We start from the raw sequence: 15,340 nt of genomic DNA on the forward strand, positions 1-15,340 counted from the left end.
ACAGAAATAACACCTAGTGATTCAAGTGATCAGTTCTTAAACGATCAGTATTACGGCTACCACAGCAAACCCTCGACCCTGTTCGCCAGCGCGAGCCGCTTCTATTGCCGCATTTAGCGCCAAGAGGTTAGTTTGATCTGCAATACTTTTAATCACATCCAGTACACTACCTATACTATCACTTTGTGATTCCAGTTCACGTACCGCCACTGCTGCTCCATCTATATCATTAGCCAATTTTTGAATAGTATTTGCAGCTATTTGTACTAAATTTTTACCTGCACTTGTCTCTTCATTCGCTTTGTGGGCTGCGTCAGATGCAGAGTTTGCATTAGCAGCAACCTCTTGGACAGTAACCGACATTTCGTTCATGGCAGTAGCCACTTGTTCGGTCTCTGCACGTTGCCTATTAATGTTGCTGCTACTATCACTCGCTACAGCAGAAACTTCTTCGGACGCTGTGGCCAGTTGAATTGAGGAATTATTCACTTGTTGAATCAAAAGTTGAAATTTCTCTAACATACTATTGAATGCGGTTGCCATTTTTCCAATTTCATCATTTGACTGATTTGTACTACGTAATGTTAGATTATTATTCTTTTCAACATCGGTCATTACACTACTTAAAGTAATTATTGGACGAGTAATACTCAACGCAACATACCTGCCGAGGACTAATGCAATGACTGCGATAATCAAGCTAATAATCACAGTGATTGTCTGAATACTGCTAGCCAATTCATTTTTAGCGTTAAAAGCTTCCTGCTCATCAATTTCAGCAATTATTCCCCAGGTTTTACCTAGGATATTAACGGGAGAAAAGGCTGATAATACTGAAACATCTCGATAATCCTGAATAATGTGGTAGCCACTTAGTCCACTAAGAGCTTGTGATACAGAGGAGTTATCCACCTTTTGAAGACCAATAGAAGTGTTTTTATTATCAATCGCATTAATCACAGTAGAATTCACCCCAGCAGCTTTTAAAGCACTTAGATAAGCGGGTTTGTCCTCAATAAGAAAGCGACTTTGACTACGCAGTGTTTTATCTTCACCAACAAGGTAGGTTTCTCCAGAGAGGCCCATTCCTACCTCTTGCCATTTTTCATTACTGGTCATCACAGCATTAATTCCATCAATAGGCATTTGAAAAATTAGCACGCCGATATTCTTCTTATTATTGAAAATAGGAGTGGCAATAAATGAGGCTGGCGCTTCGTAAGATGGTTTATAAGAAGCAAAATCCGTCAATGCTAGCGCATCAGTTTTGTCAGCCTTATAAACAGCCCTGAAGGCTTCACCGATGCCTGAATTGGCATAAGGCCCATCGAGCAATGAGGTGGTGTAGTCCATTTCCTTATAAACAGAGTAAATAATATCTCCCGTCTCATTATCGACTAAAAAAATATCGTAGAAACCAAATTTATTAAGGAAATCGCGTATTGCGGGGTGGTAACGACCATGCAGTTCACTATAAGTAGAGCCGTCACTAGCAGCATCCAAATTATGTTTGTTACCCAATGGATGCGGGTTGTCTTGAATATAATAATACTGAAGGGTTATTGATTCATCATCCATTTGACTTAATAGCTGCAGTGGATCGGCTGAGGCTCCATTATTTTGCTTACTATATTCAACTGCAAATTGATCGCTGTAATACTTAGCCAATTCGCTACGCATTTGGTCAACATTGGCATTTTGGCCTATTTTTTTGTAGCTCTCTTTGAACTCACTCATAGCATCAACAACCATGGTGCTTGATGAGAGACTCTGCACCTGACTTTTAATGGTATTAAAATAGCTCTCGATTTGGACTTTTTTGATATTACTTAGGGAAATTAGCTGTCGACTTGCCGCTTCTTCTATTGCCTCAGAGGACTTGCTTACGGCTAAATATCCGAGAAAAACCGAAGTGACGAGTAATGGCACTATAGCCAAAGTAGAACAGGCAAGTATGAGTTTCTTTTTAATTTCCATGAGATTTGCCTTCTAAATGACCATAATACGCTCACAATAGAGTGGAATATGGTTATAACCTTAGTATCGGAAATAATATTTTATACTTTAATAGTTAAGACAGTAATGCACTTTGCGAACCTGCTTATTACAAATAACACTATTTAGTAAAATTAAGAACAAGTAGGTGCACTTGCAAATTGACACATAAGAAATGAACGCTTTCAAGATAAAACAGCTAGGGCTTTACATAACTAAATGATTGCCCCAGGAACTAAATATACACCAAGCTGTGACATGTGGAGCTAAAGTTTAAACTGCGCCAGCGTTTTAGTTAAACTCGCGGCTAACTTTTGCAAAGAGCCTGACGCTTCAGTATTACTGGTATTACCTTCGGAAACCGCATCACCTAGGTGTTTAAACGCTTGTACTTGTTCACGGACGGCAATTGAAATGTCTTTAGAGTTAGCTGCTAAGTGTGCTGCTTCATTACTCACCTTCACCAGTGATAATATGCTATTACGTCCAGTCTGAAGTGTATCAACCAATTCATTAGCCAAATCCACAGATTTCTTGGCTTTGTCTTGATTAGAGTCCATGTTGGTCACAGCAGTTTGAATAGATCCCACTATATTCACTAACATGGTATTAATTTCATCTGTGGATTGTTGCGTTCGAATCGCTAAGGTTCTGACTTCATCAGCCACCACCGCAAAACCTCTACCTGTCTCCCCCGCCCTTGCAGCTTCGATTGCGGCATTTAAGGCCAATAAGTTGGTTTGTGAAGCAATCTCGGCTATGGTTTTAACGACGTTGGAGACTTGATTTCCGGCCGTTTGTAAGGTCAGTAGTTTTTCGGCGCTGTTTTCAATATCTTCAGCAAGCTCACCTATACTAGTGGCGGTTTCTTGAACTTTTTGTTGGCCTTGCGCCATGCTATCGGCTCCTTGTTTGGCTTCATCCGCAGCAGATTCTGAACACTCTAAACTTTGTTGCATGTCCTGTTCTAATCTAGCCATTATTTGCACTAAGCTTTGTATGTCGGTTTGCAACTTTGCGACTGTTGTACCAGATCGCTGGGTACTGTTTCCCAATTGTTTCACTGACGAATTAATGCTGCTAATAGCTTGGTTTACATCTGCCATACCAGATTGAAACATTCTAAGTAAACCATTTAAACTGCTTGCCATACTGCTGACTTCTAGGGTGGAATGTGCTGGTAGTGTTTTAGTTAAGTCTCTATGACTAGAAAGTAAATCCAGTTGTTTAGCCAAAGACACTATAGGTTCAGCTATTTGTTTTTGAGATACCAGATAGGCCCCTACAGCAACCATAACAAGTAAAGAGACCAAAACTATCACTATAATAAAACCCGTGTCCAACTGCATGTCAATCTCATCGACACTATTGCCGGTTTCTGTTGCAATAGCATCTCGTAGCTTATCCAATTCTTTAGTTAATTCTGCAGCTTGCAAATCTAAATCCATTAAAAGCTCACGAGCCAAGTCCCAATCAACACTTGATTGATTCATCACTTGGTACAAACTGTTCAACGCACCTTTAACCTTTTCAATATTGGCATCAAGCTGGCTATTGGATAATGAACTCGCGAGCAGTTTATTTGCACTCTCTAAGCGCTGTAGTAATTGTTCCCTGTCAGTTTGAAATTGCTCGCTAGATAAAGTAGTGCCATATAGAGAATAACCTTTGAGTACTAATTCTTTAGAGGTCGTTTGCAAGATATTAATATTATTTAAAGCGGGTAACGTTTGTTGCACAAAACTCGCCACTCTATCTTGTACAAATTTGCTGCTGCTAGTAAGAATGACAGCTGCCACTAAGGTAACCAGTAAAATGGCGGCATAACCAATCATTATCCTGATACGAATCGAACTAAACATAGTTGGCATAGTATAATGTCCTGTGTACTGTATATAAATAAGCCGCTTTGTTTACCGACTTTGGCATTAATGTCAGAAAAAACAAAGTTAAAAGTAAGGCCCTGCTCTAGTCATCTTAGAATACTGCCATGAAAAATCATCAGTTACTTCGAATAAAGTCATCATTAAAAACAACAAGTAAGTGTAATCTGACTTAAAATTTCAATTTAATTCACATTTTTATTCATGTACCAAGTGAATAAACGCAAGTACTCAGTGACTATTTATATTTTCCCCAAAGATTTGCGATTAATTGATCATCATTCTAAAAAATATTCTTCACCCTAATTTCTTTGCTAGATTGCTCTCACATATTAAGGAGAGTGTTACATGTTTGAAAATCTATTCTCAATGCAAGATAAAATCTGCGTAATTACTGGGGGCTATCGAGGTCTTGGTGCCTTTATGGCTCAAGGCTTTCTCGAGGCTGGAGCAAAACGTGTCTATATTACTGGACGGAAAGCGCAAGCCTGTATAGCTGCGGCACAAGAATTGAGCGAATTTGGTGAATGTATTGCTTTGCCTGGGGATGCCTCAACAAGTGAAGGCTTAAGCCAGTTAGTCCAAGAAATTAACAATCGTGAAGATCATATTGATGTATTGGTCAACAATGCTGGGACGGCCTGGGGCGCTCCCTTCGGTGAATTTCCTGAAATGGGTTGGGACAAAGTCATGGACATCAACACAAAGAGTCCATTTTTCTTAACACAAGCATTAACGCCCCTTTTGGCTAAAAATGCCAGTGCACAACAAACCTCTACCGTGATTAATATTGGCTCGATTGCTGGGATCTTAGGTAATGCTTTAGATACCTTCAGTTACGCCGTATCAAAATCAGCGGTTCATCAGATAACAAGAATTTTAGCCACTGAGTTGGCAGCCTCACATATCCGAGTCAATGCCATTGCACCAGGGCGTTTTTACTCAAAAATGACTGAATTTCTAAGTACCGACCAAGCGGCGTTTGAAGAAGAATTGCAAACTATTCCTATGAAACGATGGGGAGAGCCAACCGATATTGCAGGGGTGGCTATTATGTTGGCCAGTCAAGCAGGGGCTTTTATCACTGGACAAGTTATTCCGGTGGATGGTGGCACTACATTGGTTAACTGACGCACTAGCGAACCCACAAAATGAACAAAGCCCCCATCCTAATGTATTTAAATAAACTTGGTCATATGCGATGGGGAAAGAGTTAAAAAGTGACAGGCTCTGTTGCACGCCTCATTTCCTGTCTTTTTATATTATCTGCGATACTTGCCCATTTACCCTTAGCTCCCACTCCCCTAGAGAAACCACATAATTATGGCTAACCACTTGCATAGCCACTTGTGTTAATGCTGATTAGTTTAAATATGACCTCCCCATAAATTGGGCAATCAATGGAGTACACTATGATTTCTGCAAGTATTCGCGAATACATGACAACGGATTACGCAACCATTCACCCGGATATGCCTGTTGCCCAAGCGGCAGCTAATTTGATTAAAAAATCACTACTTGGTGCCCCAGTAATAGACAACAATGGTAAATTAGTGGGGTGGATATCAGATCAAGAATGTCTTCAGGCAACCTTACAGGTGGTATATCACAACACCCGTGTCGCTATTGTCCAAGATGTGATGCAGCAGGATGTGATAACAGTTAACTTAACCAGCGATCCACTACAAGTAGCGCAACAAATGTTAAATGCGAAACCTAAAAATTATCCAGTACTTGATGATGAGGGAAAAGTGGTGGGTGTATTGGCACGTAGGCACATTCTTATGATGCTAGATGAAAAATTAAAAGAACTGCTGCAACTCTAAACAAAATGCACAGTTACAGTGCAGAAAAGAAGCCCTAACCTGTGTATCACGTCATGGGCTTTTGTTTAATTTCGAATTATTCATTAAAAATGCGCTATCTGAATGACTGGCTGTTAATCTAATCAACTGCTGAAAATATTAATTTCTGCGCCACACACAATGCAATTCAATATTACGTTTTAGTTCTCGCAAATTTGATTTTTGTCCTTCTTCCACCGCTTTATCATGTTGAAATTTAGCTTCTTCACATTTTTCTCCAAAAGCATGTATGCCGTCATTTTTTTGAAGCTCGGTTGGGTCAGCAGGTACCACTCTTGATTGCGAACATGCACTCAGTCCTAGCACCAAAATACTAACTAATATCAATCCAGTACGCATAAATTTCCTTGGTTGCAGACTCATTTCAGCTCTGAAAAATAGTGGTTCACGACAACAACCTTGCAGCTAATCCGCTACCTCGTACACACTGTTGCCGCAAACTCAGACTCAACGCCTTAGTCTCTGCAAACAACATAAAGTAAGATTTTGCGCGAGTGAGGCCCGTATAAATCAATTCTCGATTTAAACCTTTGCTCGGATTATTCAAGGTTAAAGGCGGTAAACATAAATACACCGCCTCAAATTCTGAGCCTTGACTCTTATGAATAGTCATGGCGTATAAGGTTTCTAGACTAGGTAGACGACTTGGAAGTAAGCCTCTAAATTCGCCTTCAGGTGTCACAAACCAGACTTTGGTTAACACCTTATTGAGTGGGTCTGGCATCACTATGCCAATATCACCATTGAATAACTTAAGCTGGTGATCATTTTTCAACAGCAATACCGGTCTACCTAGGTAGAAGTCTTTACTGTTGTCAATCAGCCCCTGTTTGCTTAATTCGTTCTCGATCAAAGCATTTAGCTGCGTGACGCCCCAATATCCGCTCTTTTGAGCACATAATACTTGTTGTTGCTGCAAATATTGAAACCCTAGGCGCAAGTCACCTTGCTGTATAGCTTGAATATATTGCTGATAAATGGGTAACAACTTAGTAATCAGTGTTTTTAGTATTTCGTTCGCTACTGCTTGAGGCGAAATTTGCTTAGTTTGCTTAGGTTGATACCAATTTATATCTGTAAAATGTTCATCATTTAATAGGCTTAAACATTGATTGACCTGCCCTGCTTTAACCTGCTTGGCCAATTGCCCAATTCCACTTTTGTCATTAAACCTATGACTTTTAATGAGTTTCACCACATTGTCGCGAATAACACTTTTATCTGACATTTCAGCAGAATTTGTTTGTGAACTGATGAAACTGGGTAATGAGATCAACTTGGCTAGTTGCGACTGCATGGTTTCACTATAAGCAGTCAAAGTATTATCCAAATGTTCACTTTGCATATAACCAGCTGCACATATATCTGATAACACACAGCCGGTTTCCACTGAAGCGAGTTGATCTTGATCACCTAACAAAACAACCTGTGCATGTGTTGGTAGTGCTGCGAATAATTTGGCCATTAGAGGTAAATCGACCATTGATGCTTCATCAAGTACTAATACATCTAAATGTAATGGATGACGGGCATTAGCTTTAAAATAAGGGCTTTGCGGCTTAGCACCTAATAGTCGATGAATAGTTTGACACTGTTCAGGTAGATTTGTTTGTAAATCAGTCGCGAGTTTTTGTTTTGCGTTACTGATGGACTCTGTCAATCTAGCCGCTGCTTTGCCTGTTGGGGCGACTAACTGGATATTAAGGACCTTGCCCTTCTTTGCGGCAAGTCCTTGCAATAAAGCTAACAATTTTGTGACTGTTGTGGTTTTACCTGTACCAGGCCCACCAGTAATAAAACTCAAGGTTTGGCTGGCAGCAATACATACCGCTATTTTCTGCCAATCTAGTTCTTGCGAATCTTCAGTGGGAAACAGGCTCTTTAATAAAATTTGTGCGGTTACTGTATCTAAGTCTAGCACTTTAGACGCTTTTTCTCTGATGATAGCCGCAAGTTGCCACTCATACTGCCAATATCGCTGCAAATAGAGCTTACCACCTTGCAAAACTAATGGTTTTACAGTCTTCCCATTCACGTTACCTGCATTTACTCGCATGTTTGCAAAAGTACCTGCATTTTCTATATAAGTTAGCAGAAGTTCTAGTTCTGGAAAATGATATATGCCTAAAAACGGTTGGCCTAAGGTTTCTAAGTCAATACAGCTATGTTGTTCACCCGTTTGGGCGCTCACGTAAGCAGCCAACATAGTTAGGCATTCCCTTGTTGTATTATCTAGAGCGGATTCTTCACTATAAACAAAATCAGCAAATGCCAAATCAATAGCACGAATTTTTGACACCTTTAGTAATTGCTCGAGGCTGCCTTTTAAATCTGGAGTGTTTTGAACTTGCATCAACATAACTGGATCACCATAAATCTAACTGTCCTTGTTGTTGCGGCGCTTTATCATCAGGCTGTTGAAGAGCACTGCTTTGATCCGGGTTGGCACTTTTTTTACCAGAAAACAGCTCATCCAATGCTTCGATCATCGATTGTTCAGGTAAAACAAAATACACACCATTACCCGGTTTGGCTTGACTCATACCACGTATGAACAAGTAATAAGCACCACCTATATGGGATTGATAATCATAATTAGGCAATTTATGTTTGAGCCAGCGATGTAAAGCCAAAGTATATAAAATGGCTTGTAAATGATAATCATGGCCTGACATGGCTTGCTCCATGGCCGAACAATGATAATGCTCATAACTATCACCTAGATGATTAGATTTATAATCTGCCACATAAAACTTGCCGCCATATTCGAACATTAAGTCGATAAAACCTTTTATCATGCCGTTAAGTTGCTGGAATTGGTAATCACGAGCATGGTGTGTTAAATACTGATTGATTATGAGGTTGAAGTCCCGTACCTCCACTTCATGTAAGGGCATATGAAACTCCATTTCTACTTTTACTTGATTAGAGGATAACTCCGCCAAAGTTATATTGGGGCTTTGATATTCTGTGTCTGCTGCAACATTAAAAGGTGCAAACAACACATCTGTTAACCATGTTTGCAAACAGTCGTGCCATTGTTCACCAATACCAAACCAGGTCGATTGCTGCGTTATGACCTCTGCCAACTGCTCTGGTTTTTGCAGATCAATATTTTCTAAGACACCATGTAAAAACGATCCAGCGTTAGCTCCGCGCTCAAAACTAAAGGGACTTTGCTGCAACTCTATATTTTGTGTTGATGACTCGTTGAGTGCTTCACCTTGTATCAGGTTTAACACTTGATCTTGGCCTTCATCTTGCCCTGGTGCTGGCATATCTAGATGTACTTGCTGACTACTAATGGCCGAATAACTGGTTAAACGCCACGCCCTGCTTACTGGCTTTTGCAACTGTAAGGCGCTAAGTTGCGGCAATTTTTTATCACTGGCTTGTGATACTAACCCCTGAGGAACTTCGTATTGAACTTGTGTAAAGTGACCATATGATATGTCACACTTAGACGCCAAAGCCTGAATTGTTTCGGCTATGTGCTGATCGGTTATCGTGAGCTCTGGATCTGTTTCAGGCTGTTCTTGAGACGACATCAATAAACAGCCCAAGGCAGATTGACCAAATCCAGATTCTTTTTTGCTTTTGCCTAAATTGATGTTCCACACACCAATAGAGCAATAATATACAGCTCGGGTAACGGCCACATAAAATAAACGGATATCTTCAGCTAAACGCTCAAAATCGGCTTTTTCTAAGTTTTGTTCTTTGACTAAAAAGTCGACTTCAAGCTGTTGTTTATCGTTATGGTACAAGGCTTGTTGCGCTGATTTATAATTGCTGGCAAAGGGGATAAATACCAGTGGAAATTCTAAACCTTTTGATGAATGAAGTGTAATAATTTGCACTAAATTAGCATCACTTTCTAAGCGCATTTGTTGATTATCGCTATTGTGATCAGGCTCTATTAAACAGCTTTCAAACCAGTGAATAAGCTGGGCTTCGCCCACGAGTTGCATACTTTGTTGTTGCAGCAATTCGGTCAAATGGCGTAAATCGGTGACCCGTCTTAAACCATCGGTTTGATGCTCAATCAAACCTTGCTCCACATTAAAGTGTTGTAAAACTTGGTTTATTGCCCGAATCAAACCGTGTTTTTGCCAAGTTTGATGCCAATAAAAACTGTGTTCTAACACCCCTTGCCAACTTGATTCGTCATTAAATAAACTATCTAATTGCTGTCCATCAAAGGTGAATAATTCACTCATTAAAGCAGCTTTTAATAGGCGTTCATCCGTTGGTTGACTAAGGGCTTTCAGTAACCTGAATAGGTCCACCGCAGTTTGTGTAGCAAAGACACTCTTGCGTGCTAAAAACACACTCGCCACATTAACTGCTGCCAAGGCATTTTTAATCACTTGGGCTTCGTTACGATTACGGACTAATACGCAGCAATCTGAAGCAGTGATCCTACGGTTTTGCAACATCGCTTGATCAGTTTGCGCTAAGTGTAACCAGTGGGCTATTTGATTGGCAGTCGAAACGGCCAATTGACTCGTCGCATCACTGGCAGAGATAGGCAAGTTTGCTTCACTGCGTAAGTGCTGAAAGTCTAAACTCTGAATCACTTCACCATTAATGCTTAATCCATCAAAATCGCGTCCAGCTAACACGGGATAAAAAGGAATTTTTTGTTCAAACAAAAAGCCTTTGCGACTGCTTGCAAATAACTGGTTGATGCCCTTAACGAGTTTAGGTGCCGAGCGCCAATTAGTTGCCAAGGTAAAATGCCGCTGACTATGTACCCAGTCTTTGGCTTTTATATAGGTAAAAATATCTGCACCCCGAAAGGCATAAATAGCCTGTTTTGGATCACCAATCATGATCCAACAAACTTTTGACAGCCCTGAGCTATTATTAGAACAAGTTTCTGAGCTAATATCAGAACAAACCCCAAACTCTGCCTCTTCAGAATCGCCATAAATACCTTGAAACACCTCAAACTGTACTGGGTCAGTATCTTGAAACTCATCTATCAAAGCTGCGGGGTATTTTTGCCGAAGTGTATTGGCTAAAGTTTTGGTTTTATCATCAGAGTCCGCTTGTTGGCTGATAGCACGTTGCAATCCATGTAATAGATCGTCGGGCGACAATAAATGTAACATCTGCTTGTGGGCATTTAGATTCGCTGATACCACAGCCATAGCGTGTTCACTAAAGGCCAAGGTTAACTTTTGTTGGCAACTCAGTAACATGCTTTGTAGAAGTTCAAACTGGCTAAAATCTAAGTGGGATAAATCCTCACTGCCTTTTTTAGCCGCCTTAACTATTTGTTCTGGTGAGAACAACAACCAGCCAGTTTTATCAAAATCGATTTGTAATACATCACTTTTACAAAATGCTTGCATAGCCTGAAGGGTTGGCAATTTCCCCAATTTAGCGCGACCATTTAAGTTGGCCTTACTCAGTTGTTGACTGACGTCATTTGTTAACCACCAACTTTTAAGTTTAGCAACCTGCTCTGCATATAGAGCAACACTTTTGATGGCCGAATCAATATCACAGGTTTGATGTGGCCTGGCATGCTGACTCAGCAAGCCACCAATTTCTTTAAGCATGGCATCGGGTGTAGCCCAATGTTTGAGTAATATCTGTAAGCTTTGCTGTGGCAAAGGCACCACATGTTTGCGCCAGTAATCTTCAGCCGCTAATTTTAGCCATTCACTTTCATCGAGAATAAAACTCTGCTCATACATGGCACCACTTTCAAACGCATGTTCCGTGAGCGCCTTGTGGCAAAAGCCGTGAATGGTATACACAGCGGCTTCGTCCATTTGTTTACTGGCTAGTGCAAGTCGCTGACAATCAAGTTCAAGGTTGTCGCTTTGTTCGATAAGCTGTTGAATGAAGTGGTCTTGGCTAGATTGAGCAAAAAAGTCTAAATAGGCTTGGCGCAAACGCAGTCGGATACGCTCCTTTAATTCCCCTGTGGCGGCATTGGTAAAAGTGACCACCAATATTTGCTCCACTCCCAAGGGTGCGCAGCCATGGCCGAGTAACAAACGAATATACAAATTGACTATAGTGTAGGTTTTACCTGTGCCAGCACTGGCTTCAATCAGTGATGCACCAGACAAAGGAAAAGTGTATGTATCTAGAGGTTGCATATTAATGAGGCTCATTTGGCTTCACCTAATAAAACAAGAGGTAACAATAAGGTTTCTGCTAACTGACTAAAGTGTTCAAATTGCTCGTCTAAATTTGGGCAAACTCTTTGAATATGAGCTTCATCACCCTCACCTGACGCAAAGTCATTTCCTATAAAAGTATTCAAGGTTTTGTTGATATCTTGACTGGTTACCCATTGCCATGCAGATTCTGGGTAAAAATGCATAACCTCATTAGCACCACGCTGCCAATGCTCAATCCACAGGTTTAGTTGCTGCATGGCTGATGGTTTATCAATAACAGGCAGTGAATACAATTTTTCGGTGCTAATAAAATGCGCCTGATTGAGGGCGTTTTTAGGTAATTGAGCGCACAAACATAACCATTGTAAGTACAAAGCGATGCGATCTTTAGCCCTGAGTTTACCACTTCTCCATAGTATTAAGTTTGCTCCGTAAATATTCCCTATTCGACCTAATAAAGTTACGTCACCAAACTGCATCTCAATATCCACATTTTGTATGGGAGTATCCGAGTCACTCATCTGGATAATCTGTTTTGTAAGCTCAGCACTCTGTTGAGTTAAAGGTCTAAGTGCCAACTCCCCAATTTGCCCAGCGGGTAGTTTTCCTTCGGCTCGTAATTCATGTAACAAAGCACTACCAATACTGGGCTGGGCTGTTAGTTGTTCAGTGGCTATGTCGGTATTTGGGTTAAGTTGCAATGTAAGCGCCTGCTGAACCAAACGTTCATTGACTTGATACCTGTCTAGTCCATCAAATGCAAAAGGCTCGTCATCACTATTATGTTGCCCTAAAGGATAAAAACGTGTTTGCCAACGCTGCATAAAAAATGCTTTAGCAGGGTTCTGAAAAAACTGAATAAGGCTATCAAGCTCAAGCTCGGTAGCTAGCTCAAGTTGTTGTGTTAAAGGCGCACTGTTAAACAGCAATCTTTGCGAAGGTTGCTGTAATTGTTCAGCAATGGCGTGCTGTTTATAGTTAAAACTAGCAAAAGGCTGACTATTTTTGACGTCGAAATAGACCTGATTGAAGGGCTGTAGTTTATGTTGAGTGGTTAAATGGGAAACTAAATTTTGCTCGGTTTCTTTAACGTCTAGTTGCAACTGCCCTGCCAAGCAATAACCTTGTTGGCAATATTCTATTAATTCACTGAGTAAAATTGAGGGCGACATAGGGCTATTGTCTTTTTGACTAAACCCTTGGTAACTAAAATACAGCTGTTCTCGGGCTGACAATAACGCTTCTAAAAACAAGTATCTGTCGTCTAACCTGCGAGATCTGTCACCACGTTTTGCAGGTGCCAAACGCATTAAGTCAAACCCCATTGGCACACTTTGACGAGGATAATCGCTGTCATTCATGCCTAACAAACACACCATTTTAAAAGGGATGCTACGCATTGGCATCAAGGTACAAAAATTCACATAACCCGCTAAGAATCGCTGACCTACTCCATTTTCCTGGATATTTTGTTGTAACTCACTGACAAACACATCTTGATCAATGGGCTGCGAATATTGTTGACTATGGACTAACATTTTTTCGAGGGTTTCTCGAAGGATCTGCATATCCGATTCTTCGCTTTCATCGGCGTCGTATAATTCAGCTAACAATTCAAGGGCTTGCTCAACTTTGAGCTGAATCCTTTGGGCCTGTTGGCAGAACGCCAGTACCTTTAAAAGCGCAGCGATAAACTGGTAACATTTGCCTAACGCCACCGCTTGCTGGCCTTCGATATCAGCGTAAGCTGAAATCAATTCGTGGTTACCTTGATACAACTCGTTACTCGCCATGGCATACCCAGCTAACAAACGTTGTAAACCAAACACCCAAGTATTTTGTTTTTCTTGAGGAAGATCCCAGCGTTGTTTGTCATCTTCATTCCAGCCCCAGCGCACTCCCGCATCGGTTAACCAATGTTGTAATAATTCAAATTCCTGTAGGTCAATGGCAAACTTGCGTTGCACTGCTGGTACTTCGAGCAAAGACAACACCTCAGACAAAGTTAAACGACTTTGATGCAATTTCATTAACTGTATAAAGCTACTTAACAGAGGTGAGACTTGACTAAGATTGCGGTCAGAAATGGCATAGGGGATAGCCAACTGGTTATCTACTGCACCAAACACACCCTCGATAAAAGGCGCATAAGTAGCCACATCGGGCATCATTACTATCACATCGCCAGGATGCCAATCAGGATTATCGTTAAAACGTTTTAATAACTGGTCATGGAGAATTTCTAACTCTCGTACTTTGGAATGACAGGCATGCACTTGCAAAGAGCGATCTGTTGCAGTGATTTCTACCTTTGGATATTCCTTGCCATTAGATAATAACTCACCGGCATCTAACTCTTTTGATGTACCTCTAAACTGCAAATGGTTCACATCACACTGAATATGTTGCAGTAAAGATTCTGGCTGAAAATCCACAAAACAGTCTTGTTGCTGTAACTCTAACCCTAGCAACATATCTTGGTAATCACGGCCTAACTTGCCCCAAGAAGCAAGCAGCGGATTACCTATCTCTAAAAATTCGACTCCCTTTAATGCTGTGTTGTCTATGGCTTTGAGCTGGGCTTTGGCTTGGGTTTTATTATCTACAATATCCCCCCAATAATGCTGACTTGGATTAAACCAAAAGATCAACACATCTCGCGTTTCAGAGAGTGCGCTGAGTACTTCTAACTGCTGCATTGGCATTGCCGAAATCCCAAACACCATCAGCGGTTTTTCAGGGGGTATTTCATCTTCGTCATGGTTCACATTATGTAGGGCACTAAGCAAAGTATGGTGTAAGTTAGCACGATGAAAAGGTGACTCGTTTAACACCTCACTATAGGCAACCAACGCGCGCCATAAAATGGGTTGCCAAGGATGAGAGTCACAGATACTTTTAGCACTTTTATCCGACAATTCACTAGGCAAATCATTATGGCCAGCTTCCCAATGTATGATCCAGTCTGGCCGGTATACCAAATATTGATCATACACATCTGCAATTTTACCCGCTAATTGATATACCTTTAGGGGTTGTGAGTCAGACAAATACTGTTCAATGGCTGCAAATTCCGGTTGAGCAAGCATAGTGGGCAATATCGACATGAGTTTCCATGTCATATTAGATTTAGTGAAGGCTGATTGTTCAGGTAAGTTTGCCACATGTTGTTGATACAACTGCCAAATAAAACTCGAAGGCAAAGGAAAATCGATATTTGCGGCAATACCTAGTTTTTCAGCTATTTGAATTTTTAGCCACTGGGACATACCTGGGCTTTGCACTAATATTTGATCTGACTCAAATACTGATCTCCCTTTTCCCGCCGTTTCTTGCAAACAACTGATTAAACTCTCAGCTAAACATTCCATTTTGTTTGATTGAACCAGATACAGCATAAATAAGGTAGGCTTCTTGAAGCGATTGATTTAGTGTTTTAGTCTATCAAAGTCTT

Annotated in this window: 8 protein-coding genes; 2 read left to right on the plus strand and 6 right to left on the minus strand. The window is 40.8% G+C overall.

Annotated elements, in window-relative coordinates; translation table 11 throughout:
- Positions 1–36: 36 nt before the first annotated feature.
- Positions 37–1,977: a methyl-accepting chemotaxis protein gene (locus tag AAC000_RS20725; RefSeq protein ID WP_339725521.1), complete on the minus strand. Its 1,941-nt coding sequence runs from the start codon at positions 1,975–1,977 to the stop codon at positions 37–39.
- A gap of 284 nt (positions 1,978–2,261) precedes the next feature.
- On the minus strand, positions 2,262–3,866 hold the full coding sequence (locus AAC000_RS20730) for a methyl-accepting chemotaxis protein (protein ID WP_339725523.1): 1,605 nt from the start codon (positions 3,864–3,866) through the stop codon (positions 2,262–2,264).
- 360 nt (positions 3,867–4,226) lie between these two features.
- Here AAC000_RS20730 and AAC000_RS20735 point away from each other — a divergent pair, with 360 nt between their 5' ends.
- Together AAC000_RS20735 and AAC000_RS20740 are read left to right on the plus strand one after the other, a co-directional pair.
- On the plus strand, positions 4,227–5,009 hold the full coding sequence (locus tag AAC000_RS20735; protein WP_339725525.1) for an SDR family oxidoreductase: 783 nt from the start codon (positions 4,227–4,229) through the stop codon (positions 5,007–5,009).
- 281 nt (positions 5,010–5,290) lie between these two features.
- On the plus strand, positions 5,291–5,704 hold the full coding sequence (locus tag AAC000_RS20740; protein ID WP_339725527.1) for a CBS domain-containing protein: 414 nt from the start codon (positions 5,291–5,293) through the stop codon (positions 5,702–5,704).
- Positions 5,705–5,842: 138 nt separating this feature from the next.
- On the opposite strand, the gene AAC000_RS20745 is transcribed toward AAC000_RS20740, so the two are convergent.
- The 4 genes from AAC000_RS20745 to recC are packed head-to-tail and all read right to left on the minus strand — an operon-like array spanning position 5,843 to position 15,284.
- Entirely contained in the window at positions 5,843–6,082 is a 240-nt protein-coding gene (locus AAC000_RS20745; protein ID WP_339725529.1) for a hypothetical protein, read from the minus strand.
- Positions 6,083–6,128: 46 nt separating this feature from the next.
- The gene (gene recD, locus AAC000_RS20750; RefSeq protein ID WP_339725531.1) at positions 6,129–8,102 is read right to left on the minus strand and encodes an exodeoxyribonuclease V subunit alpha; all 1,974 of its coding nucleotides are present in this window, start codon (positions 8,100–8,102) and stop codon (positions 6,129–6,131) included.
- A gap of 7 nt (positions 8,103–8,109) precedes the next feature.
- Entirely contained in the window at positions 8,110–11,877 is a 3,768-nt protein-coding gene (recB, locus tag AAC000_RS20755; protein ID WP_339725533.1) for an exodeoxyribonuclease V subunit beta, read from the minus strand.
- A complete protein-coding gene (recC, locus tag AAC000_RS20760; protein WP_339725535.1) occupies positions 11,874–15,284 on the minus strand; it encodes an exodeoxyribonuclease V subunit gamma in 3,411 nt (1,136 codons plus the stop codon). The genes recB and recC overlap by 4 nt, the downstream gene beginning before the upstream one ends.
- Positions 15,285–15,340 lie beyond the last annotated feature (56 nt).

Source organism: uncultured Paraglaciecola sp. (assembly GCF_963977085.1).
Taxonomy (GTDB): domain Bacteria; phylum Pseudomonadota; class Gammaproteobacteria; order Enterobacterales; family Alteromonadaceae; genus Paraglaciecola.